This is a genomic window from Anoxybacillus tengchongensis (assembly GCF_014201585.1).
GTDB lineage: Bacteria > Bacillota > Bacilli > Bacillales > Anoxybacillaceae > Anoxybacillus > Anoxybacillus tengchongensis.
In genome coordinates this window covers 186,567-211,141 of record NZ_JACHES010000002.1, presented here as the reverse complement: position 1 = coordinate 211,141, position 24,575 = coordinate 186,567, and the positions used below count along the sequence as shown (strand labels likewise).

General features: G+C 45.8%; 25 protein-coding genes and 1 other annotated feature. Of the genes, 24 read left to right on the top strand and 1 reads right to left on the bottom strand.

Annotation, left to right across the window (positions count from 1 at the left end; all coding sequences use genetic code 11):
- Positions 1-6: 6 nt before the first annotated feature.
- The 24 genes from ftsZ to pyrE all read left to right on the top strand — a co-directional run bounded on the left by ftsZ (position 7) and on the right by pyrE (position 23,913).
- The gene (ftsZ, locus tag HNQ82_RS03410) at positions 7-1,125 is read left to right on the top strand and encodes a cell division protein FtsZ (RefSeq protein WP_183241685.1); all 1,119 of its coding nucleotides are present in this window, start codon (positions 7-9) and stop codon (positions 1,123-1,125) included.
- Positions 1,126-1,255: 130 nt separating this feature from the next.
- On the top strand, positions 1,256-2,149 hold the full coding sequence (spoIIGA, locus tag HNQ82_RS03405) for a sigma-E processing peptidase SpoIIGA (RefSeq protein WP_183247146.1): 894 nt from the start codon (positions 1,256-1,258) through the stop codon (positions 2,147-2,149).
- 47 nt (positions 2,150-2,196) lie between these two features.
- Positions 2,197-2,916, top strand: a complete 720-nt coding sequence (sigE, locus tag HNQ82_RS03400; protein WP_032101530.1) for an RNA polymerase sporulation sigma factor SigE — start codon at positions 2,197-2,199, stop codon at positions 2,914-2,916.
- A 65-nt stretch (positions 2,917-2,981) separates the two neighbouring features.
- Entirely contained in the window at positions 2,982-3,761 is a 780-nt protein-coding gene (gene sigG / locus HNQ82_RS03395; RefSeq protein ID WP_183247144.1) for an RNA polymerase sporulation sigma factor SigG, read from the top strand.
- A 105-nt stretch (positions 3,762-3,866) separates the two neighbouring features.
- A complete protein-coding gene (locus HNQ82_RS03390; RefSeq protein WP_032101528.1) occupies positions 3,867-4,109 on the top strand; it encodes a YlmC/YmxH family sporulation protein in 243 nt (80 codons plus the stop codon).
- A gap of 69 nt (positions 4,110-4,178) precedes the next feature.
- A complete protein-coding gene (pgeF, locus tag HNQ82_RS03385) occupies positions 4,179-4,982 on the top strand; it encodes a peptidoglycan editing factor PgeF (RefSeq protein ID WP_032101527.1) in 804 nt (267 codons plus the stop codon).
- A 4-nt stretch (positions 4,983-4,986) separates the two neighbouring features.
- Entirely contained in the window at positions 4,987-5,670 is a 684-nt protein-coding gene (locus HNQ82_RS03380; RefSeq protein ID WP_032101526.1) for a YggS family pyridoxal phosphate-dependent enzyme, read from the top strand.
- Complete coding sequence (locus HNQ82_RS03375; RefSeq protein WP_035046585.1) at positions 5,670-6,092, top strand: cell division protein SepF; 423 nt, start codon at positions 5,670-5,672, stop codon at positions 6,090-6,092. Before HNQ82_RS03380 ends, HNQ82_RS03375 begins: the two co-directional genes overlap by 1 nt.
- Before the next feature lie 2 nt (positions 6,093-6,094).
- Entirely contained in the window at positions 6,095-6,367 is a 273-nt protein-coding gene (locus tag HNQ82_RS03370) for a YggT family protein (protein ID WP_032101525.1), read from the top strand.
- Positions 6,367-7,140, top strand: a complete 774-nt coding sequence (locus HNQ82_RS03365) for a YlmH family RNA-binding protein (protein WP_032101524.1) — start codon at positions 6,367-6,369, stop codon at positions 7,138-7,140. The genes HNQ82_RS03370 and HNQ82_RS03365 overlap by 1 nt, the downstream gene beginning before the upstream one ends.
- Before the next feature lie 63 nt (positions 7,141-7,203).
- Positions 7,204-7,707 (top strand): DivIVA domain-containing protein, encoded by a 504-nt coding sequence (locus HNQ82_RS03360; RefSeq protein ID WP_032101523.1) that lies wholly within the window; start codon positions 7,204-7,206, stop codon positions 7,705-7,707.
- A gap of 44 nt (positions 7,708-7,751) precedes the next feature.
- Positions 7,752-7,967, top strand: a binding site (T-box leader).
- A 45-nt stretch (positions 7,968-8,012) separates the two neighbouring features.
- Entirely contained in the window at positions 8,013-10,769 is a 2,757-nt protein-coding gene (gene ileS, locus HNQ82_RS03355) for an isoleucine--tRNA ligase (RefSeq protein WP_183247141.1), read from the top strand.
- Positions 10,770-10,845: 76 nt separating this feature from the next.
- On the top strand, positions 10,846-11,334 hold the full coding sequence (gene lspA, locus HNQ82_RS03350; protein ID WP_032101521.1) for a signal peptidase II: 489 nt from the start codon (positions 10,846-10,848) through the stop codon (positions 11,332-11,334).
- Positions 11,309-12,220: an RluA family pseudouridine synthase gene (locus tag HNQ82_RS03345; protein WP_183247139.1), complete on the top strand. Its 912-nt coding sequence runs from the start codon at positions 11,309-11,311 to the stop codon at positions 12,218-12,220. The genes lspA and HNQ82_RS03345 overlap by 26 nt, the downstream gene beginning before the upstream one ends.
- A gap of 154 nt (positions 12,221-12,374) precedes the next feature.
- Positions 12,375-12,911 carry a bifunctional pyr operon transcriptional regulator/uracil phosphoribosyltransferase PyrR gene (gene pyrR, locus HNQ82_RS03340; protein WP_183241669.1) on the top strand — a complete coding sequence of 179 codons (537 nt, stop codon included), beginning with the start codon at positions 12,375-12,377 and terminating at the stop codon, positions 12,909-12,911.
- A gap of 121 nt (positions 12,912-13,032) precedes the next feature.
- A complete protein-coding gene (locus HNQ82_RS03335; protein ID WP_183247137.1) occupies positions 13,033-14,325 on the top strand; it encodes a solute carrier family 23 protein in 1,293 nt (430 codons plus the stop codon).
- 142 nt (positions 14,326-14,467) lie between these two features.
- Positions 14,468-15,391, top strand: a complete 924-nt coding sequence (locus HNQ82_RS03330) for an aspartate carbamoyltransferase catalytic subunit (RefSeq protein ID WP_183247135.1) — start codon at positions 14,468-14,470, stop codon at positions 15,389-15,391.
- A complete protein-coding gene (locus HNQ82_RS03325; RefSeq protein WP_183247133.1) occupies positions 15,357-16,643 on the top strand; it encodes a dihydroorotase in 1,287 nt (428 codons plus the stop codon). Before HNQ82_RS03330 ends, HNQ82_RS03325 begins: the two co-directional genes overlap by 35 nt.
- On the top strand, positions 16,640-17,734 hold the full coding sequence (locus HNQ82_RS03320) for a carbamoyl phosphate synthase small subunit (RefSeq protein ID WP_183247131.1): 1,095 nt from the start codon (positions 16,640-16,642) through the stop codon (positions 17,732-17,734). The genes HNQ82_RS03325 and HNQ82_RS03320 overlap by 4 nt, the downstream gene beginning before the upstream one ends.
- Complete coding sequence (gene carB / locus HNQ82_RS03315) at positions 17,727-20,918, top strand: carbamoyl-phosphate synthase large subunit (RefSeq protein ID WP_183247129.1); 3,192 nt, start codon at positions 17,727-17,729, stop codon at positions 20,916-20,918. Before HNQ82_RS03320 ends, carB begins: the two co-directional genes overlap by 8 nt.
- Positions 20,915-21,679: a dihydroorotate dehydrogenase electron transfer subunit gene (locus tag HNQ82_RS03310; protein ID WP_183247126.1), complete on the top strand. Its 765-nt coding sequence runs from the start codon at positions 20,915-20,917 to the stop codon at positions 21,677-21,679. Before carB ends, HNQ82_RS03310 begins: the two co-directional genes overlap by 4 nt.
- Complete coding sequence (locus HNQ82_RS03305; protein ID WP_183247125.1) at positions 21,676-22,614, top strand: dihydroorotate dehydrogenase; 939 nt, start codon at positions 21,676-21,678, stop codon at positions 22,612-22,614. Before HNQ82_RS03310 ends, HNQ82_RS03305 begins: the two co-directional genes overlap by 4 nt.
- Positions 22,586-23,299, top strand: a complete 714-nt coding sequence (gene pyrF, locus HNQ82_RS03300; RefSeq protein ID WP_183247123.1) for an orotidine-5'-phosphate decarboxylase — start codon at positions 22,586-22,588, stop codon at positions 23,297-23,299. Before HNQ82_RS03305 ends, pyrF begins: the two co-directional genes overlap by 29 nt.
- Complete coding sequence (gene pyrE, locus HNQ82_RS03295) at positions 23,299-23,913, top strand: orotate phosphoribosyltransferase (RefSeq protein WP_183247122.1); 615 nt, start codon at positions 23,299-23,301, stop codon at positions 23,911-23,913. Before pyrF ends, pyrE begins: the two co-directional genes overlap by 1 nt.
- 33 nt (positions 23,914-23,946) lie before the next feature.
- Here pyrE and HNQ82_RS03290 read toward each other — a convergent pair whose 3' ends face one another.
- A complete protein-coding gene (locus tag HNQ82_RS03290) occupies positions 23,947-24,525 on the bottom strand; it encodes a hypothetical protein (RefSeq protein WP_183247324.1) in 579 nt (192 codons plus the stop codon).
- Positions 24,526-24,575 lie beyond the last annotated feature (50 nt).

Genomic DNA, 24,575 nt, shown 5'->3' with positions numbered 1-24,575 from the left:
ATTATCATGTTGGAGTTTGACACGACTGTTGATCAGTTAGCGACAATTAAAGTAATTGGTGTCGGCGGCGGCGGAAATAACGCTGTCAATCGCATGATTGAACACGGAGTACAAGGTGTTGAATTTATTGCAGTCAATACAGACGCCCAAGCGTTAAACTTATCAAAGGCACCAATTAAGCTACAAATTGGTGCGAAATTGACGCGTGGATTAGGTGCAGGAGCAAATCCAGAGGTAGGAAAAAAAGCAGCGGAAGAAAGTAAAGAGCAAATTGAAGAGGCGCTCAAAGGTGCCGATATGGTATTCGTTACAGCCGGCATGGGCGGAGGAACAGGAACGGGGGCGGCTCCAGTCATCGCTCAAATCGCGCGTGATTTAGGTGCACTTACTGTTGGCGTCGTCACACGCCCGTTTACGTTTGAAGGAAGAAAGCGTGCGATGCAAGCGGCAAGCGGTATTGCGGCGATGAAAGAAGCAGTCGATACACTCATCGTCATTCCGAACGATCGTCTGTTAGAAATTGTTGACAAAAATACGCCGATGTTAGAAGCGTTCCGCGAAGCAGACAACGTGCTTCGTCAAGGGGTACAAGGCATCTCCGACTTAATTGCCGTACCGGGATTAATTAACTTAGATTTTGCTGATGTGAAAACGATTATGTCGAATAAAGGTTCAGCTCTTATGGGAATCGGTGTAGCAACAGGAGAGAACCGCGCCGCAGAAGCAGCGAAAAAAGCGATCTCTAGCCCGCTATTAGAAACGTCCATCGACGGTGCACAAGGCGTACTAATGAACATTACAGGTGGAACGAACTTAAGCTTGTACGAAGTGCAAGAAGCAGCTGACATCGTCGCATCAGCTGCCGACCAAGATGTCAATATGATTTTTGGTTCGGTCATTAACGAAAACTTAAAAGACGAAATTATCGTGACTGTCATCGCGACTGGATTTAACGAAGAAGTGAACCAAGCGAAAGCAACACGACAAGCGGTTGTCAAACCGAACGTTGGCGTCAAACGCGAGAAAAAAGAAGAGCCGATTGACTACTCGCCAACGCGCGGACAACAAGCAGAAGACCCGCTTGACATTCCAGCTTTCCTGCGCAACCGCAATCGTCGCCGTTAAAAAAACGCTCACTACGTGTGGGCGTTTTTTTTATTTTCATCATCTGACAAAATCTCTAAAGAAATGACGTCATCGTTTGACATACTTTTCTATTGAAAGTGCTATATACTAGTTTCAAGATAAGGAGGGGATGCCGCTGATTTATGCCGATCTCGTATGGTTATTAAATCTTTGTTTTGATGCGATGTTACTATGGCTCGTGGCGATTATGTTAAAGCGCCGCGTTCGGTTATGGCGGCTTACGCTTGCAGCATTATTCGGCTCATTGCTCGTCTTGCTTCTTTTCACGCCTTTTGCCTATATGATGTCTCATATCGCAACAAAACTCATCGTCTCTTTTTTCATCGTTTGGATTTGTTTTGGCTTTCATCGTTTTCGTTTTTTTATCGAAAATGTGCTCGCTTTTTATTTTGCAACGTTTATGATGGGCGGAGGGCTCATTGCATTTCACTTTTTACTACAAAGTGAAATAACAGCTTATTCATCACAATGGCTTTTGCATTCCACTTCGATTAGCTGGTTGTTTGTCGTTATGATGTTTCCGATTTTATGGTTATTATCTAAGATGCAAATGGGAACGATTCGGGAGAAAAAATTACGCTTTGAACATGTTATTGACGTGCGTGTGACATGTTTTGGACAAACGGTATGTTTAAAAGGATTAGTCGATAGCGGAAACCAGTTGCGCGACCCGTTAACAAACACACCGGTCATGATTGTGGAATTGCAACCGTTCGCACATATATTTCCTCCAGCCGTCTTACAAATGATTCACAAACGGACGTACACAGATGACATCCCGAGCGAATGGGCGAGTCGTATACGTTTCGTTCCATATCGAGCCGTTGGTGTCGAGCAACAGCTATTAATTGCAATGAAACTAGACGACGTGCAATGGTCGGACGGAAAACAATGGACATCTGTTACAAAAGTGCTTGTTGGTTTTCACCCGTCGTCGCTTTCCGCTGACGGAGAGTACAATTGCATCGTTCATCCACATATGGTCATGTCGCAAGCGTCGTAATTATTATGATTATACGGCCGATCGTGCCGAAATAGAAGGGGGATTTTATGAAGTTATTCAAATTGCGCCTCACGTATTTATGGTACAAACTATTAAAAAAATTAGGGCTCAAAGCGGACGAAATTTATTACATCGGTGGAAGCGAAGCGTTGCCGCCTCCGCTCACCAAAGAGGAAGAAGAAATGCTCTTGAAAAAACTTCCTTCTGGAGATGAAACGGCTCGTTCACTACTTATTGAACGAAATCTTCGCCTCGTCGTTTACATTGCTCGAAAATTTGAAAATACCGGCATTAATATTGAAGATTTAATTAGCATTGGTACGATTGGACTAATTAAAGCGGTCAATACGTTTAATCCGGAAAAAAAAATTAAGCTCGCTACATATGCGTCGCGCTGTATTGAAAATGAAATTTTAATGTATTTACGGCGCAACAATAAAGTGCGCTCGGAAGTATCGTTTGATGAACCGTTAAACATTGACTGGGACGGCAACGAACTGTTGTTGTCGGACGTATTAGGCACAGAAGATGACGTCATTACGAAAGATTTAGAGGCAAATATTGATCGCAGTTTACTATTTCGTGCCCTTGACCAATTGAGTGACAGAGAGAAACAAATTATGGAACTTCGCTTCGGGCTAAGTGGTGGCGAAGAAAAAACACAAAAAGATGTTGCGGATTTATTAGGCATTTCCCAATCATATATTTCCCGCTTAGAAAAGCGAATTATTAAACGATTGCGAAAAGAATTTAACAAAATGATGTAATGCATATTTTTCCCTTCGAAGGAGATACTGAAAGCTGACAGCATCTCCTGTAAGGAGGGAAAGACATGGCAAGAAACAAAGTTGAAATTTGCGGCGTTGATACGTCGAAACTTCCCGTACTGAAAAACGAAGAAATGCGTGAATTATTTCGGCAAATGCAAGCTGGTGACATATATGCACGTGAAAAATTAATCAACGGGAATTTACGGCTCGTATTAAGCGTCATCCAACGATTTAACAATCGTGGTGAATATGTCGACGATTTGTTTCAAGTCGGCTGTATTGGACTTATGAAATCGATTGATAACTTTGATTTAAGCCAAAACGTGAAATTTTCAACGTATGCCGTACCGATGATTATTGGTGAAATTCGCCGATATTTACGTGACAATAATCCGATTCGTGTATCCCGTTCGCTGCGCGACATTGCATACAAGGCGTTACAAGTGCGCGAAAAAATGATGAGTGAAACAGCAAAAGAACCGACGGCAGAAGAAATTGCAAAAATTTTAGACGTCCCACACGAAGAAATTGTGTTTGCGCTAGATGCGATTCAAGATCCTGTGTCGTTATTTGAACCGATTTACAACGATGGTGGTGATCCGATTTACGTGATGGATCAGCTGAGCGATGAGAAAAACCGAGATACAAACTGGATTGAAGAAATCGCGTTGAAAGAAGGACTTCGTCGCTTAAACGAACGTGAAAAAATGATTATTCGCAAACGATTTTTTCAAGGAAAGACACAAATGGAAGTTGCCGAAGAAATCGGCATCTCGCAAGCACAAGTATCTCGTTTAGAAAAAGCTGCCATTAAACAAATGAATAAAAATATCCAATGGTAACATCCCCCCACGCAGTTGGGGGTTTTTCTATGCCCTCGAAATGACTACAACCCTTCCCTTGCGCATACATATAGGAGATAGAACGAAGAAAAGGAGCGGGGGAACATGGTGAAAATTTCTGAACTACAACAAAAAGACGTCGTCAATGTTGCCAACGGCAAACGCCTCGGAAATATTGGAGATATTGATATTAATTTAACGACCGGTCAAATTGAAGCCATTATTATTATTGGTGCCGGGAAAGTGCTCGGCTTATTCGGACGGACGGATGAAATTATCATTCCGTGGCGCGATATTGTCAAAGTCGGGGCTGATGTCATTCTCGTTCGATTAGATGGCGATGAATAGTTCAGGTTTTCGGCAAGCTGTGATAAAATAGGAAAAAAAGTGATAAAATTGTACAAAGGATGTCGGACGATGAATGAAATATTTCGCCAAGCGCATGAGTCATTGCTTATGTTTGATGACTGGGAAAACGTCATTGTTGCGTTTACAACAAAACGAGGTGGAGTAAGCAGCGAGCCGTTTGCGACGTTAAACGTTGGCATGCACGTCAACGATCATCGACATGCGGTGTATGAAAATCGGAAAAAAGTAGCCGAGCAGTTAAACGTTTCGCTTGATCGCTGGGTATGTGCCGATCAAGTGCATGGTGTACACATCGAAAAAGTGACGAACGAACATGCAGGCAAAGGGGTGCGCACGTATGATACCGCTTTGCCGCATACAGACGGGCTGTATACAAGCGAACAAGATCTCATGTTGGCGCTTTGTTTTGCGGATTGTGTTCCGCTTTACTTTTTTGCCCCAAGTAAAAAGCTCATTGGACTCGCACATGCTGGTTGGAAAGGAACGGTGCATAACATCGCTGGTGAAATGGTGAAGCGGTGGAATGAAGAAGGAGTAGATGCGCGTGATATGTATGTCGTCATTGGGCCATCGATCGGTCGCTGTTGTTATATCGTCGATGATCGCGTCATCACATTCGTTCAAAAGGCGCTAGTCAACTCGTCTCAATCTCTTTATAATGAAACAAGTAAGGGACAGTATGCGCTCGATTTGAAAGAAATGAATAAACAGCTTTTGCAGCAAGCAGGTGTTCCGAGCGAACACATCGCTATTTCATCGTATTGCACAAGCTGTGAGCAGTCATTATTTTTCTCCCACCGTCGCGACGGTGGCCAAACAGGAAGAATGATGGCGCTTATTGGCTGGAGGTGATGACATGTCTGTGAAACAACGGTTACAAACGATTCAACAACATATTGCTGAAGCGTGTGAAAAAACAGGACGCAACGCCGCAGACGTTCAAATCGTGGCAGTGACAAAATACGTAAGCATCGCACGCGCAAACGAAGCGGTGGAAGCAGGCATCGTTCATTTAGGTGAAAGTCGTGCCGACGGTTTTTTACAAAAATATGAAGCAATCGGAAAAGAAGCGACGTGGCATTTTATCGGTACGTTGCAATCGAGAAAAGTAAAACAAATCATCGATTACGTCGACTACATTCATTCGCTTGATCGTCTTTCGTTAGCGGAAGAAATCGACAAACGAGCGAATCGAACAATGAAATGTTTTGTGCAAGTGAACGTATCAGGAGAGACGTCTAAACACGGATTAGCGCCAGAGGATGTATTTTCGTTTATTGAAACATTATCCGCTTTTTCGCGTATTGAAGTTGTTGGATTGATGACGATGGCGCCATATACGGATGATGAAGCGACGATTCGTCGTTGTTTTCGAACGTTGCGTGAGTTAAAAGAGCGCGTGCAAGAAAAACAATATCCGCATGCTCCATGTACACAACTGTCGATGGGAATGTCAAACGATTACGTCATTGCCGTTGAAGAAGGAGCTACGTTTCTTCGACTCGGTACATGTCTTGTCGGTGAAGAGGAGGTGGAATGATGGGATTTGTGAAAAAAATTCGCGATTTTTTCGATTTAGATGAAGAAAAATGGGAAGAGGATGAATACGAGCAAGAAGAAGTTGCTCAACAACCAAAAGCCGAACAAAAGCAAAACGTCGTCAGTTTACAAAGCGTGCAAAAATCGTCCAAGCTCGTTTTATTTGAGCCACGTGCTTACGCAGAAGTACAAGAAATTGCCGACCATTTGAAAAATCGACGTGCTGTTGTCGTCAATGTTCATCGTGTCGACCGCGATCAAGCGCGACGCATCGTTGACTTTTTAAGCGGAACGGTATATGCAATAGGCGGAGACATTCAACAAGTCGGGTCGACCATTTTTTTATGCACACCGGATAACGTCGATGTGAGCGGCTCGATTTCGATTGTTTCTGATGATGAACCGACAATAAAGAGGTGGTAAATGTGTATCAAATAGCAAACTTTGTAGCAACAGTCATTGAAGTATATTCATATGCGATTATTATTTACATTTTAATGTCTTGGTTTCCAAATGCGCGCGAAACGAAAGTAGGGCAATTTTTTGCCAACATTTGTGAGCCGTATTTAGAGCCGTTTCGTCGCTTCATTCCACCGATTGGCATGATCGACATTTCGCCGATCGTCGCCTTGCTTGTTTTGCGCTTTGCGACGGCAGGCGTTTACGGATTAGTCGATATGGTTAGTCGAGGGTTGTAATGGATATTTATCAACATTTTCGAAAAGAAGAGCATCATTTTATCGATCTCGTGTGCGAATGGAAGCGGCTTGTGACGGAACAGTACGCTCCGAAACTCACGGACTTTTTAACTCCGCGCGAACAACAAATCGTCCGCTCGATTGTCGGCAACAACGACGAGGTGCACGTTGCTTTTTTTGGCGGTTCATCATCTGTTGAACGAAAGCGTGCGCTATTATATCCGCCGTACATGCAACCGAATGAAGATGATTTTCAACTATCGTTGTTTTCCATTCGCTATCCGAAAAAATTTGTGACGCTCGGGCATCGTGATGTGCTCGGTGCCCTTTTGTCACTCGGTGTGAAGCGTGAAAAGTTTGGCGACATCGTCATCGTTGATGATGTCATTCAATTTGTGGTTGCTAAAGAAATTGCACCGTTTGTAAAAATGAACGTCACAGCGATTGGAAAAGCAAAAGTATCGTTAGAAGAACAACCACTTTCGCAACTTCTTGCTGTGAAAGAAGAATGGGAGGAAGAAACGTTTACTGTTTCTTCTTTGAGACTTGATGCGATTTTAGCCCAATGTTTCCGAATATCGCGTCAAAAAGCGCAAGCGCTCATTACTCAAAACTATGCAAAAGTAAATTGGAAAACGGTCGACCAAGCTCATATGGAGTGTCAAGAAGGGGATTTGCTTTCGTTGCGCGGCTATGGCCGCTGCCGATTGCAAGCGGTTGTTGGACAAACAAAAAAAGAAAAATGGCGCATCGTTGTCGAAAAAGCAAAATAAAAGCAGGATTTTCGCAAAACATGTCGAAACATACGGTACGTACATAAGATGGAGGTGGGCTACATGCCGTTAACGCCGTTAGATATTCATAATAAAGAATTTAGCCGAGGCTTTCGCGGATATGATGAAGATGAAGTAAATGAGTTTTTAGACCAAGTCATTAAAGATTACGAAATGATCTTGCGTGAAAAAAAACAGCTTGAAGAAAAAGTGAAAGAGCTGACAGAGCGACTCAACTACTTTACAAATATTGAAGAAACGTTAAATAAATCGATTTTAATCGCCCAGGAAACAGCAGAAGAAGTGAAGCGAAACGCGCAAAAAGAAGCGAAGCTCATCATTAAAGAGGCGGAGAAAAACGCAGATCGCATCATTAGTGAAGCGCTCGCTAAAACGCGGAAAATTGCGATGGAAGTGGAAGAATTAAAACGTCAAGCGAAAGTGTTCCGCAATCGTTTTAAAATGTTAATTGAAGCACAGCTCGATATGTTAAACAACGGCGATTGGGATCATTTATTAGATTACAAACTTGATGATGAAGCGGTGCAAGAAATAACCGAGTCTTGACGGATGGCATTGTTATTGCCTATAATATCGATTACAGTTATATCGCAAAAACGATGAAGGGGACAGTAGTTCTTTCATCAGCTTATTACAGCGAGCCGAGGGCGGTGGAAGCTCGGCATAAGCGAAAGAATGAACATCACCCCAGAGTTCCGTGCTGAACGAGTAGTAGGACACGGCGCGTCATTCCCGTTACGAATGTCGAGTGGACTATGTTTACATAGTCAATAAGGGTGGTACCGCGAGACCTTCTCGTCCCTTTTGGGCATGAGAAGGTTTTTTTATTTACATAAAAAGGAGGTAAACAAATGGACTACAAAGATACGTTACTTATGCCAAAGACCGATTTCCCGATGCGTGGAAATCTTCCGCAACGGGAACCACAAATGCAAGCGAAATGGGAAGAGATGGACATTTATCGTAAAGTGCAAGAGCGCACGAAAGATCGTCCGCTGTTTGTGCTGCATGATGGACCTCCGTATGCGAACGGCGACATTCATATGGGCCATGCGCTCAATAAAATTTTAAAAGACTTTATCGTGCGCTATAAATCAATGAGCGGTTATTGTGCCCCGTACGTGCCGGGATGGGATACGCACGGTTTACCAATTGAAACGGCGCTCACGAAAAATAAAGGCGTCAATCGAAAAGAAATGAGCGTTGCCGAATTTCGCAAGCTATGCGAACAATATGCGTACGAGCAAATTGACCGCCAGCGCGAGCAATTTAAACGACTTGGTGTGCGCGGCGATTGGGACAATCCTTACATTACGTTAACGCCAGAATACGAGGCACAACAAATTAAAGTATTTGGCGAAATGGCGAAAAAAGGATTAATTTATAAAGGATTAAAACCTGTCTACTGGTCTCCATCGAGCGAATCGGCGCTTGCCGAAGCCGAAATTGAATATAAAGATAAACGCTCGCCATCGATTTACGTTGCATTCCCTGTCAAAGACGGAAAAGGGGTGCTTGAAGGCGATGAAAAAATCGTCATTTGGACGACAACCCCATGGACGATTCCAGCGAACTTAGGCATCGCTGTTCATCCACAGCTGCAATATAGCGTTGTTGAGGCAGACGGTGGCAAATACGTCGTTGCATCCGAGTTATTACAATCGGTGCAAAAAGAAATTGGCTGGGAACATGTCACTGTATTAAAAACAGTCAAAGGAAGCGAACTCGAATACGTCGTGGCGAAACATCCGTTTTACGACCGTGATTCGCTCGTCATTTGCGGCGAACACGTCACAACAGACGCCGGAACCGGTTGCGTTCATACGGCGCCAGGACACGGGGAAGACGACTTTATCGTCGGTCAAAAATACGGCCTTGGCGTTCTTTGCCCTGTCGATGAGCGCGGCTATATGACGGAAGAAGCGCCAGGGTTTGCCGGCATGTTTTACGATGACGCAAACAAAGCGATTACAGAAAAGCTACAAGAAGTAGGTGCTTTATTAAAACTATCGTTTATTACGCACTCATATCCGCACGACTGGCGGACGAAGCAACCGACGATTTTCCGTGCGACAGCTCAATGGTTTGCGTCCATTGATAAAATTCGCGATCAATTGTTACAAGCGGTCGAAGAAACAAAATGGGTGCCAGCATGGGGTGAAATTCGCATCCATAACATGATTCGCGATCGCGGTGACTGGTGCATTTCACGTCAACGTGCATGGGGAGTACCAATTCCAGTCTTTTATGCGGAAAACGGCGAGCCAATTATTACAGATGAAACGATTGAACACGTATCGAACTTGTTCCGCCAATACGGCTCAAATGTTTGGTTTGAACGTGACGCGAAAGAGTTACTGCCAGAAGGGTTTACGCATCCAGGTAGTCCGAACGGACGGTTTACGAAAGAAACGGACATTATGGACGTATGGTTCGACTCAGGTTCTTCTCATCAAGCGGTATTGGAAGAACGTGACGATTTACAACGTCCAGCCGATCTTTATTTAGAAGGGTCCGACCAATATCGCGGCTGGTTTAACTCGTCGCTTTCAACCGCAGTTGCGGTTACTGGAAAAGCACCGTATAAAGGCGTATTAAGCCACGGATTCGTGTTAGATGGCGAAGGACGAAAAATGAGCAAATCGCTCGGTAACGTCGTCGTGCCTGCGAAAGTAATGGAACAACTCGGCGCCGATATTTTGCGTCTTTGGGTTGCTTCTGTCGACTATCAAGCAGACGTGCGCATTTCTGACAACATTTTAAAACAAGTGGCAGAAGTGTATCGCAAAATTCGCAACACGTTCCGCTTTATGCTCGGTAACTTATTTGATTTCAACCCTGCGGAACATACGGTAGCGATCGATCAGTTGCGCGAAGTCGACCGCTACATGCTCATTAAATTAAATCGTCTCATCGAAAAAGTAAAACAAGCGTACGAAACGTATGAATTTGCGACGATTTATCATGAAGTAAACAACTTCTGTACTGTTGATTTAAGCGCATTTTATTTCGACTTCTCCAAAGACGTATTGTACATCGAAGCGGCAAATAATCATGAACGTCGCTCGATTCAAACGGTGTTGTATGAAACGCTTGTTGCGTTAACGAAACTTGTTGCGCCGATTTTACCGCATACGGCAGATGAAGTATGGTCATACATTCCGCACGTCAAAGAAGAAAGCGTGCAGCTTGTCGATATGCCAGAAGCGGTGCATATTGATGATGCAGATCGCATCGTTAAAAAGTGGGATACGTTTATGGAATTGCGCGATGAAGTATTAAAAGCGCTAGAAGTGGCGCGCAACGAAAAACTGATCGGTAAGTCGCTTACAGCGCACGTCATTTTATATCCGACCGACGAAACGAAAGCGCTCATCGATTCGATTGAAGAAGATATGAAACAGCTATTAATCGTTTCAGCGTTTTCAATTGGCGGCTCATTTACAGAAGCACCGAGCGAGGCGCAAACATTCACCAAAACAGCGATTGTCGTCAAACAAGCTGAAGGCAAAACATGCGCGCGCTGCTGGGTTGTTACACCAACAGTAGGAGAAGATGCAGATCACCCAGAACTATGTCCACGTTGTGCGACAATTGTCAAGCAATAACACCCATCCCCCTTCGCCTTTGAGGGGGGATTGTTTTATGATAAAATGAAAAAGAATTTCGCTTTGGAGGGGTAAGATGTTATATTATTTGCTTGCTTTTGTCGTTATATTGATCGATCAATGGACGAAATGGCTTGTCGTTCGCTATATGGAATTAGGGGAAAGCATTCCAATTATTGAGAACGTCTTATACATGACGTCGCATCGCAATCGCGGAGCGGCATGGGGGATGTTGCAAGGGCAATTTTGGCTGTTTTATGTCATTACCATCGTCGTCGTTGTCGGCATCGTCATATACATTCAACGGTTGCAGCCGACGCAGCGACTATTTGGTATCGCCCTTGGACTTATGCTTGGGGGCGCGCTCGGCAACTTTATTGATCGCGTGTTTCGAAAAGAAGTCGTCGACTTTGTGCATACGTATATTTTCAATTATAGCTTTCCGATTTTTAACGTCGCCGATGCAGCATTAACGATTGGTGTTGCGCTCATGTTTATTTATACATGGATCGAAGAAAAACAACGAAAGGGAATGAGCGATGGAGCAAATTCAACTCACGATTGAAGAACAACATGATGGGGAACGCATTGACAAAGTGATTGCCGAATTAAATGAACAATGGTCGCGTTCTCAAGTACAACAATGGTTAAAAGAAGGGCATGTGCTTGTCAATGGCAAAGCAGTGAAACCGAACTACAAATGCCATATCGATGATGAAGTGATCATTTCCATTCCTGATCCGGAGCCGTTAGATGTGGAACCGGAGCCAATTCCGCTCGACATTTATTACGAAGATGCGGACGTGCTCGTTGTCAATAAGCCGCGCGGCATGGTTGTTCATCCAGCGCCGGGACATATGCACGAGACGCTTGTCAACGCATTGCTTGCTCATTGTCAAGACCTTTCAGGCATTAACGGCGTATTGCGCCCAGGTATCGTTCATCGCATCGATAAAGATACGTCTGGTTTATTAATGGTCGCAAAAAACGATTTGGCCCACGAATCGCTCGTCAATCAACTTGTAAACAAAACGGTGACGCGCAAATATGTCGCGATTGTTCACGGCGTCATTCCGCACGATTACGGGACAATTGATGCGCCGATCGGACGCGATCCACGCGATCGACAAAGTATGGCGGTCGTTGAAAACGGAAAAGAAGCGGTGACGCATTTTCGCGTTCTTGAACGATTTGAACATTATACGTTTGTGGAGTGTCAACTCGAAACAGGGCGAACGCATCAAATTCGCGTCCATATGAAATATATCGGCTATCCGCTTGCGGGTGATCCGAAATACGGTCCGCGCAAAACGCTACCGATTGATGGACAAGCGCTTCATGCTGGTGTATTAGGGTTTCATCACCCGCGCACAGGCGAATATTTGCAGTTTGAAGCCCCGATTCCTCATGAATTTGAACGATTGCTCGATATGTTGCGAAATAATCGTTGACAAACGAAACAAGGAAACGTAAAATGAACTCAAGTGAACAAAGACCTTTAAATTCAGTCCCGTGAGGCTGAGAAGGTGTCGGATCTAGGTGACGTATGCCTACATGTACCCTCTCGCCAAACGGTGAGAGGGTTTTTTGTCTGGAGGTGAAACGATGCAAAAAGCGATTGTATTAGATGAACAAGCGATTCGACGCGCATTGACGCGCATTGCCCACGAAATTATTGAGCGCAATAAAGGGATTGACGGATGTGTGCTCATCGGCATTAAAACGCGCGGCATTTACTTAGCAAAACGATTAGCTGAACGCATTGAACAAATTGAAGGAACATCCATTCCTGTTGGTGAGCTAGACATTACGTTATATCGCGATGATTTAACGGTAAAAACAGACGATCATGAACCGCTTGTAAAAGGAACGGACGTCCCGTTTTCTGTTACGAATCAAAAAGTCATTTTAGTTGATGACGTATTATTTACAGGCCGAACGGTGCGCGCAGCAATGGATGCTGTGATGGATCTTGGGCGTCCGGCACAAATTCAATTGGCGGTGCTCGTTGATCGCGGTCATCGCGAACTACCGATTCGCGCTGATTTCGTCGGCAAAAACATTCCGACGTCAAGCTCGGAAATGATCGTCGTCGAGTTAAAAGAAGTCGACGACATCGATCAAGTCAGCATACATGAATAAAGCACCCTTTTTAAAGGCAGTCCAGCGAGGCTGACAAAGGGGATTCGTTTCTCATACCCTCTTTGTGCCTTCGTACGGACAAAGAGGGTTTTTTATATAAATTGAGAAAGGGAGAGAGAAGATGAACAAACCGGTATTAGACGTGAAGGATGTCCCTTCTTTTGGGCAGCTTGTTACACTTAGTTTACAACATTTATTTGCGATGTTTGGTGCAACGATTTTAGTGCCGTATTTAGTCGGATTAAGTCCAGCGATGGCGCTCATTTCAAGCGGACTCGGCACACTCGCCTTTTTAATCGTCACAAAATGGCAAGTGCCTGCGTACCTCGGTTCATCGTTTGCGTTTATTACCCCCATTATTGCAGCCAAAGCAGCTGGTGGTCCGGGTGCGGCGATGATCGGTAGCTTTTTAGCCGGACTCGTATATGGCATCGTCGCTTTAGCGATTAAAAAAGCAGGGTATCGTTGGATTATGAATTTGCTCCCGCCAATCGTCGTCGGTCCAGTCATTATCGTCATCGGCTTAGGATTAGCCAACGTCGCCGTCAGCATGGCGATGAACGGTCCAGACGGAAAATATAGCTTAACGCACTTTTCTGTTGCAGTTGTGACGCTTGCCGCAACAATAATGTTCTCGATTTTATCGCGAGGAATGTTTAGTCTTGTGCCTGTCCTTATGGGCATTATCGTTGGCTACGTGTACGCGTTAGCTGTCGGTGTCGTCGATTTATCAGGGGTGGCAAAGGCAAAGTGGCTTGAGATGCCTGATTTCTTGTTGCCGTTTGTTCATTATGACGTGCGTGTGACGCTCGATATTGTGCTTTTGATGGTTCCTGTGGCGATTGTGACATTATCTGAACATATCGGTCATCAGCTCGTATTAAGCAAAGTCGTTGGGCGCGACTATATTAAAGAACCAGGTTTACATCGCTCGATTTTCGGTGACGGATTAGCAACGATGATTTCTGCGCTCATCGGTGGTCCGCCAAAGACGACATACGGTGAAAATATCGGCGTATTAGCGATTACGCGCGTATATAGCGTGTACGTGTTAGCTGGTGCAGCTGTCCTTGCGATTGTGTTCGGATTTTTCGGCAAAGTGACAGCGATCATTAGCTCGATTCCGACGCCGGTCATGGGCGGTGTATCCATCTTATTATTTGGAATTATCGCCTCTTCTGGTTTGCGCATGCTTGTCGATAGTAAAATCGACTTTGGAGACAAACGAAACTTAGTCATTTCATCTGTTATTCTCGTCATTGGCATCGGGGATGCCGTTGTGAAAGTGTCAGAACAATTTGAAGTGCACGGTATGGCGCTTGCGGCCATCACAGGTATTGTATTAAACCTCATTTTGCCAGGTCGTCCGAAAGTGTCGGATAGCGTATTTGAACAAAAACATGATGTCGCATAACACACCTTTTAAAAGAAGTCCAGCGAGGCTTACAAAGGTGTGCTAGAGGAAATCCGTTCATTGAAACGGTCTCTTTCCTCATGTTTTTTAAACACCTTGCCTCGCTCGGCAAGGTGTTTTTTACTAAAAAGGAGGAGTTTATATGCATTTACTAACGTTAGCGGAGTTATCAGTTGATGAAGTGCTTGCCATTTTGCATGAAGCGGAACGATTTGCGCACGGAGAGACGTGGCGAGTGAACAAACAAACGTTTGTTGCCAACTTATTTTTTGAGCCGAGCACGCGCACGAAATGCAGCTTTGAAATAGCGGAACGAAAGCTTGGGCTGGAAGTCATTCCGTTTGATGCAGACATGTCGAGCGTTCAAAAAGGAGAAACATTGTATGACACGGTTCGGACGTTGCAAGCGATCGGTGTGGAAGCAGTCGTCATTCGCCACCCATCTGATCATTACTTCGACTCACTTCGCGAAACGATTCATATCCCGATCATTAATGCCGGTGACGGATGCGGTCATCATCCGACTCAATCGCTACTCGATTTAATGACGATTCGTCAACAATTTGGCACATTTATCGGGCTGAATGTCGCCATCGTTGGTGACATTCGTCATAGCCGAGTGGCACGTTCCAATGCTGAAATATTAACGAGGCTCGGTGCAAATGTTTTCTTCTGCAGTCCGCCTGAGTGGCAAGATATAACGAATCCGTATGGCACGTACGTCGAATTCGATACAGCCGTAAAAGAGGCAGATGTGATCATGCTTCTTCGCATTCAACATGAGCGGCACGAACAAAAAATAGGATGGACGAAAGAGCAATATCACGAGCAATACGGCTTAACGATCGCGCGGGAAAAACAAATGAAAAAAACGAGCATCATTTTACATCCAGCCCCAGTCAATCGCGACGTAGAAATTGCAAGCGAGCTCGTTGAATGTGAACGCTCACGCATTTTTAAACAAATGGAAAACGGCGTATACGTGCGCATGGCTGTTTTGAAACGGGCATTACAAAAAGGGGGAACAAAACATGACTATCATTTTCAAACGTGCGCGCTTGCTTAATGAACAAGGCGAGCTGACGTTAGCTGATATAAAAATGAACGACGGGCGCATCGTTCAAATCGCACCTCACATCGCTGCAAGCGATCATGACGAGGTGATCGACGTGCGTGAACAGTTTGTCGCGCCGGGATTTATCGACGTACACGTTCATTTGCGTGAACCGGGCGGGGAACATAAAGAAACGATTGCCACAGGTACGCTTGCTGCGGCCAAAGGTGGATTTACGACGATTGCAGCGATGCCAAACACAAAACCTGTTCCCGATACGAAACAACAAATGGAATGGCTCGTCAACCGCATTCGCGAAACGGCGCACGTGCGCGTGTTGCCATACGCTTCGATTACGATACGTCAAGCAGGAAAACAGCTCGTTGATTTTGCCGCCTTAAAAGAAGCAGGGGCGTTTGCGTTTACAGACGATGGCGTTGGCGTGCAAAGCGCGCGCATCATGTATGAGGCGATGAAACAAGCCGCTTCTCTCGATATGCCAATTGTTGCACATTGTGAAGACGAAACGTTGACGTATAAAGGATGCGTGCACGATGGATCATTTGCGAAAAGGCATGGACTTTCTGGCATTCCTTCCGTTTGTGAATCTGTACATATTGCGCGCGATGTGTTGTTAGCGGAGGCGACCGGGTGTCACTACCACGTTTGCCACATAAGCACGAAACAATCGGTGCGCATCGTTCGCGAGGCGAAGCAAGCAGGCATTCGCGTCACTGCTGAAGTGACACCGCACCACTTACTGCTTTGCGACGAAGATATTCATTCGTTAGACGCAAACTTTAAAATGAATCCACCGTTGCGAGCGAAAGAAGATCAACAAGCGTTAATCGAAGGATTACTTGATGGAACGATTGATTTTATCGCAACCGACCATGCTCCGCATACAGAAGAAGAAAAAAGTGAAGGGATGGTACTTGCTCCGTTTGGCATCGTCGGATTAGAAACCGCCTTTCCGCTTTTATATACGCATCTTGTTGAAAAAGGAATATGCACGTTAAAACAGCTCGTCGATTGGCTTTCAAAAAAGCCAGCGAAAACATTTCGCATTGACGGTGGGGAATTAAAAGTTGGCGCGAAAGCAGACGTAGTCGTCATCGATTTACATACCGAGCAAGTCATCGATCCACATACATTTGTTTCTAAAGGAAAAAACACACCGTTTGCAGGCTGGACATGTAAAGGATGGCCGACGATGACGGTTGTAGATGGAAAAATCGTTTGGCAGAAAGGGAGAGAGCGATGAAACGACAACTTATTTTAGAAGATGGTACACGTTTTGTTGGCGAAGCGTTTGGAAGTGAACGACAAACAGTTGGTGAAGTCGTTTTTAACACCGGAATGACAGGCTATCAAGAAATTTTAACCGACCCGTCATATTGCGGGCAAATTGTGACGATGACGTATCCGTTGATCGGAAACTATGGCGTAAACCGCGACGACTTCGAATCGATTGCACCGCATGTGTTCGGTTTTATCGTAAAGGAAGCGTGCGCATCTCCGTCCAATTGGCGAAGCGAGCTAACGATTGACGAATATTTGCGCATGAAAAACATTCCCGGTCTAGCAGGTGTCGATACGCGAAAACTGACGCGCATCATTCGCCAATACGGCACGTTAAAAGGAATGATTTGCGACATGGACGTGTCCGTTTCGGAGGCGGTCGCTCATTTAAAAGAAACGGAACTTGCGCGCGATCAAGTGAAGCGCGTATCGACAAAAAGCCCATACGCTAGCCCAGGGCGCGGCCATCGCGTCGTTTTAATCGACTTCGGCATGAAGCACGGCATTTTGCGCGAACTAAATAAACGTCATTGCGACGTCATCGTATTACCATACAACGCAACCGCAGAAGATGTGTTGCAACTTCATCCCGACGGCGTTATGTTATCAAACGGACCAGGGGATCCGAAAGATGTACCAGAAGCCATTGACATGATTCAAAACATACTTGGTCACGTTCCGCTTTTTGGGATTTGCCTTGGGCATCAACTGTTTGCGCTTGCCTGCGGAGCGAATACGGAAAAAATGAAATTCGGTCATCGCGGTTCCAATCATCCGGTGAAACATATTAAAACAGGAAAAGTAGCGATCACTTCACAAAATCACGGTTACACAGTTACAGAACAGTCACTCGTTCATACGCGATTAGAAGTGACGCATATCGCATTAAACGACGGAACGATTGAAGGGCTTCGTCATAAAGATGTTCCTGCGTTTACGGTGCAATATCATCCGGAAGCGTCGCCTGGTCCAGAAGATGCCAATCATTTATTCGATGATTTTATCGCGATGATTGAACAGTTTAAAAAAGAAAGAGGTGTCGTTCATGCCTAAACGTCAAGATATTGAAACGATTCTCGTCATCGGCTCTGGACCGATCGTCATCGGGCAGGCAGCGGAGTTTGATTATGCTGGGACGCAAGCATGTTTAGCGTTAAAAGAAGAAGGGTATAAAGTCATTCTCGTCAACTCCAATCCAGCGACGATTATGACCGATACACAAATTGCTGACAAAGTATACATGGAGCCGTTAACGCTTGAATTTGTCGCCCGCGTCATTCGAAAAGAACGTCCTGATGCCATTTTGCCGACGCTTGGCGGACAGACGGGGTTAAATTTAGCGGTCGAATTAGCAAAAGCCGGGGTACTAGCAGAGTGCGGCGTTGAAATTCTCGGCACGAAATTAGAAGCGATTGAAAAAGCAGAAGACCGCGAACAATTTCGTGCGTTGATGAACGAACTCGGTGAGCCGGTGCCAGAAAGCGCGATCGTGCATAGTTTACAAGAAGCGTATGCGTTCGTTGACCAAATTGGCTATCCGGTCATCGTTCGTCCGGCGTTTACACTCGGCGGAACAGGCGGAGGCATTTGTACGAACGAAGAAGAGCTTGTCGACATCGTTTCAAGCGGCTTAAAAATGAGCCCTGTGCATCAATGTTTACTAGAAAAAAGCATCGCAGGCTATAAAGAAATTGAATATGAAGTGATGCGCGATGCGAAAGACAATGCGATCGTCGTCTGCAATATGGAAAATATCGATCCGGTCGGCATTCATACGGGCGATTCGATCGTCGTCGCCCCAAGCCAAACGTTAAGCGATCGCGAATATCAACTGTTGCGAAACGCCTCGCTTCGCATTATTCGTGCGCTCGGCATTGAAGGAGGTTGCAACGTACAACTTGCCCTTGATCCGCACAGTTTTCAATATTACGTCATTGAAGTCAACCCGCGCGTCAGTCGCTCATCGGCGCTTGCCTCGAAAGCGACTGGGTATCCGATTGCGAAACTCGCCGCAAAAATTGCCGTCGGTTTAACGCTTGATGAAATGATGAATCCTGTGACAGGAAAAACGTACGCTTGCTTTGAACCGACGCTTGATTACGTCGTCACAAAAATTCCGCGCTTTCCGTTTGATAAATTTGAATCAGCGAACCGCCATCTCGGCACGCAAATGAAAGCGACAGGAGAAGTGATGGCGATCGGGCGCACGTTTGAAGAGTCGCTATTAAAAGCGGTACGCTCGCTTGAAACGAACGTCTATCATTTGGAGCTAAAAGAACAAGTCGATGATGCGCTGCTACAAAAACGCATTCAAAAAGCAGGTGATGAACGGCTATTTTACATTGCGGAAGCGTTTCGTCGCGGCGTAACGGTCGAACAAGTGCATGCATGGAGTCAAATCGATCCGTTCTTTTTAACGAAAATTGCAGGCATCGTACAGTACGAAGCGGTTTTACGTGAACGTGTTGGCGATCTAGACGTACTAAAAAAAGCAAAAGAAATCGGCTTTTCCGATGTGGCGATCGCTAAACTATGGCAAATGACTGAACGCGACGTCTATGAGCTGCGGAAACGCGCTCGCATAACGCCTGTATATAAAATGGTCGATACGTGTGCGGCGGAATTTGAATCGGAAACGCCGTATTATTACAGCACATATGAAGAAGAAAACGAATCGCTCGTTACATCGCGCGAAAGTGTCGTCGTTCTTGGCTCTGGTCCGATTCGTATCGGGCAAGGAATCGAGTTTGACTACGCGACCGTTCATTCCGTATGGGCGATTAAAGAAGCGGGGTATGAAGCGATCATTATTAACAACAATCCAGAGACGGTATCGACCGACTTTAGCATTTCCGATAAGCTATACTTTGAACCGTTAACGATTGAAGATGTGATGCACGTCATCGATTTAGAACAGCCAATGGGCGTCATCGTTCAATTTGGCGGCCAAACCGCGATCAATTTAGCGGCGGAATTAGCGGCGCGCGGGGTGCACATTCTCGGCACGTCGCTTGAAGATTTAGATCGCGCCGAAAACCGCGACAAATTTGAGCGGACGCTTGCGCAACTCGGCATTCCGCAACCGAAAGGAAAAACAGCGTTTTCCGTTGAAGAAGCGGTACACATTGCTGAAGACATCGGCTATCCTGTTCTCGTGCGCCCGTCGTATGTACTTGGCGGTCGGGCGATGGAAATTGTCTATAAAAAAGAAGAGCTGCTACATTATATGGAACACGCGGTGAAAGTAAATCCGCAACACCCGGTATTAATTGACCGTTATTTAATCGGAAAAGAAATCGAAGTCGATGCGATTTCTGACGGGGAAGACGTATTTATTCCGGGCATTATGGAACATATTGAGCGCGCCGGTGTCCATTCGGGCGATTCGATCGCCGTCTATCCGCCGCAAACGTTAACAAAAGACGTTCAACAAAAAATTGTCGACTATACGATTGCGTTGGCGAAAGGGTTGCGCATCGTCGGCTTGTTGAACATTCAGTTCGTGCTATATGACGGCGAGGTGTACGTGTTAGAAGTGAATCCGCGTTCAAGCCGCACCGTTCCGTTTTTAAGTAAAATTACGAACGTTCCGATGGCCAATCTCGCGACAAAAGTTATCTTAGGGGCGAAGCTAAAAGAGCTTGGCTACTACACCGGATTAAAAGAAGAAAGCGAAGGCGTATATGTGAAAGCACCGGTCTTTTCATTTGCGAAATTGCGCAACGTCGATATTTCGCTCGGTCCAGAGATGAAATCAACGGGTGAAGTGATCGGAAAAGACGGCACGTTTGCGAAGGCGCTTTATAAAGGGCTCATTGCGTCAGGCATTCACATTCGTCCGTACGGGGCAGTTTTATTAACGATTGCCGATAAAGATAAAGAAGAAGCGATCGACATCGCCCGTCGCTTTTACAATATTGGATATCAGTTGCTTGCGACAAATGGCACCGCGCAAACGTTGCGCGAAGCGAACATTCCTGTGACTGTCGTCGCGAAAATTCATACCGGCACACCGAACATTCTTGACGTCATTCGCCAAGGCGAAGCGCAAGTTGTCATTAACACGTTAACAAAAGGAAAAGAAACGGAAAGCGACGGCTTCCGCATTCGCCGCGAAGCGGTAGAAAACGGCATCCCTTGTTTAACGTCGCTCGATACAGCGAAAGCGATGCTTCTCGTTTTAGAAGCGATGACGTTTTCGACAACAGCGATGGCAGAAAAGAAGGTGGGCGTATGAAGGAACATATGACAATCATCTCCAATCGCCAAATAGCGAAAGGCATTTATGAATTGACGCTCGCTAGTTCACTCGTTCAGCGCATGCACACGCCCGGACAATTTGTGCATGTGAAAGTGGCAACTTTCGCTCCGCTACTTCGCCGGCCGCTCAGCCTTTGCGACATTAATCACGAAGCAGGCGAATGTACGATCGTTTACCGTGCGGAAGGGACAGGCACAACGCTCCTTTCGCAAAAACAGCCTGGGGAGACGCTCGATGTGCTCGGTCCGCTCGGAAACGGCTTTCCGCTTTCCGCCCTTTCTAGCGGACAGCGCGCCCTTCTTGTCGGCGGCGGCATCGGGGTGCCGCCGTTATATGAACTAGCGAAACAACTAGTGAAAAACGGTGTATGTGTGACGATCGTGCTCGGCTTTCAAACGAAAGACGTCGTCTTTTACGAGGAACGCTTCGCCTCGTTCGGCAAGACGTATGTGGCGACTGCAGACGGCTCGTACGGCATGAAAGGGTTTGTTACCGACGTCATTGAACATCACGCTCTTTCATTTGATGTGCTATATGCGTGCGGACCGAAGCCGATGTTAAAAGCATTACAACAACAATTTCCGCATAAAGAACTATATTTGTCATTAGAAGAACGGATGGGTTGCGGTGTCGGCGCTTGTTTCGCATGCGTATGTCGCGTGCCGCATAGCGAAACAGCATATAAAAAAGTATGTAGCGACGGGCCGGTATTTCGAGCGGGGGAGGTCGTGTTATGAACCGATTAGCCGTTGAATTGCCCGGGCTTTCATTAAAAAACCCGATTATGCCTGCCTCAGGTTGTTTCGGATTCGGCCGAGAATACGCGAAATTTTATGACTTAAGCGTCCTCGGAGCAATCATGATTAAAGCGACGACGCTTGAAGCGCGCTTCGGCAATCCGACGCCGCGCGTCGCCGAGACGCCAAGCGGCATGTTAAATGCGATCGGACTGCAAAACCCCGGTATAGACAAAGTGCTAGCTGAAGAACTTCCGTGGTTAGCGCAATACGACGTACCGATTATCGCTAACATTGCTGGCTCAACGGTAGAGGAATATGTAGAAGTCGCCAAGCGCATATCAAAAGCGCCAAACGTTCATGCGCTTGAGCTAAATATTTCATGCCCAAACGTGAAAAAGGGCGGCATCGCATTTGGAACAGTTCCAGAAGTCGCTGCGGAGCTGACGCGGGCGGTAAAAGAAGTGTCTGCTGTGCCTGTGTATGTGAAACTATCACCCAATGTGACCAACATCGTCGCGATGGCAAAAGCAATTGAACAAGCGGGAGCAGACGGATTGACGATGATTAATACGTTATTAGGTATGCGCATTGACGTCAAAACAGCGAAGCCGATTTTAGCGAACGTAACCGGCGGGTTATCCGGTCCAGCCATTAAGCCGATTGCGCTGCGAATGATTTATGAAGTAAGCCAGGCTGTATCGCTTCCGATTATCGGCATGGGTGGCATTCAAAGTGCGGAAGATGTGATTGAGTTTTTTTACGCTGGTGCGAGCGCGGTTGCGATCGGAACAGCGCATTTTATCGACCCGTACGTTTGTCCAAATGTGATTCGCGATTTGCCACCGCTTTTAGATGAACTTGGCATTCAACATATTTCGGAATGTACGGGAAGGAGCTGGAATAATGGACAAACCGTTTATTGTGGCGCTTGATTTTTCATCCAAGGAAGAAGTGTGGTCGTTTTTACAGCTATTTTCCGATACGTCGCTCTTTTTAAAAGTCGGCATGGAACTATATTTTCAAGAAGGTCCAACGATCATCGACGAGTTAAAACAGCGCGGACATCATATTTTTTTAGATTTAAAGCTTCATGATATTCCGCATACAGTGAAAAAAGCGATGAAAGGCTTGGCGAAATTAGGTGTCGATTTAGTAAACGTTCATGCATCCGGAGGAAGCGCGATGATGCGCGCAGCGGTCGAAGGATTAGAAGAAGGGACGCCTTCTGGAATGAAGCGTCCCCGTTGCATTGCGGTGACGCAGCTAACGAGCACAAGCGAACAAATGCTTCACGATGAATTGTTGATCGACCGTACGATGAACGAAACGGTACTTCATTACGCTACGATTGCTTACCGTAGCGGGCTTGACGGCGTCGTTTGTTCCGCAAAAGAAGTGCCGCTTCTTCGCGCATCGCTTGGCGCATCGTTCTTGACTGTTACCCCAGGTATTCGCTTTGCGGATGATCATGTGGACGATCAAGTGCGCATCGTCACACCACATGAGGCAAAACAGCTTGGGACGAATTATATCGTCATCGGACGAAGCATCACAAAAGCGCATGATCCATATGCGGCATATGAGCGGCTAAAACGGGAATGGGATGGTGGACAATAATGAAAAAAGAAATCGCAAAACAATTACTTTCCATCGGTGCGGTGTCGTTAAGCCCAAACGAACCGTTTACTTGGTCTTCCGGCATACAAGCCCCCATTTATTGCGACAATCGGTTGACGTTAGCGTATCCGACGACGAGACGAATGATTGCTGATGAACTAACCGCGCTTATTCGCACGCATTTTCCAACCGTCGACGTCGTCGCTGGCACAGCTACCGCAGGCATTCCTCATGCCGCATGGGTGAGCGAACGGCTCGATGTCCCGATGTGCTATGTGCGCAGTCAAGCGAAAGGACACGGAAAAGGAAAACAAATTGAAGGGAAAGTCGAAGCAGGTCAACATGTCGTCGTCATTGAAGATTTAATTTCAACAGGCGGCAGCTCACTCAATGCCGTACGCGCTTTGCGTGAAGCGGAATGTCACGTACTTGGCGTCGTTGCGATTTTTACATACGGATTAGAAAAAGGCAAACGAGCGTTTCAACATGAACACGTTCCGGTCTATACAGTGACTGATTACGATGTGCTAATGGAAACAGCGATGGAACTCGGCATCATTACCGAAGAAGAGCGAGCGACGTTACATCATTGGCGTGAGCAATTAGAAGCATAAAGAAAAGGGTGTCCAACGAGCGACACCCTTTTCTTACTTCGTGGAAATGACGTTTGTTTTTAAATAGTGGATATCGTTTGCTTGTTGAATCGAACGGAGTGATAATGCTTGTAGGATCGTTTCTTGATGCGCTATTTTCTCAAACCCTTCTTCCATTTGTTGCGACAACTGTTCGATTTGCTGTTTGATAGCTGGAATTTCTTGCACGTGTAACTCAACAACCGTCATTCGTTCCATTAATTGTCCAACCATTTCACGAATAGCTGGCACAAGTGCTACATCTTCTTTTGTTGCCATTGTTTGCTCAATCCGATCTACTCGATGTTCGAGCGCATGCATGCTGTTTTGTAACGCAGCGATATCGTCTTTTGTAGCCATCGTTTGTTCGATGTGTTCGATGCGTTTGTCCATAACAACGATATCGTCTTTTGTTGCCATGCGCTGTTCAATGCTTGCGATATCATCTTTCGTGGCCATCGTCTGCTCAATATGACTGACGCGGCTTTCTAATGCGCGAATGTCATCTTTCAACATAGCGACGTCTTCTTTTGTTGCCATGTTTGCACGTAAAAATGCCAGCTCATCAAAAATGCGTTGCAACAACTGTTCCACCATGTTCACCCCCTTTTTTCCTTTTCCATTATATCATCATTCGACAAAAA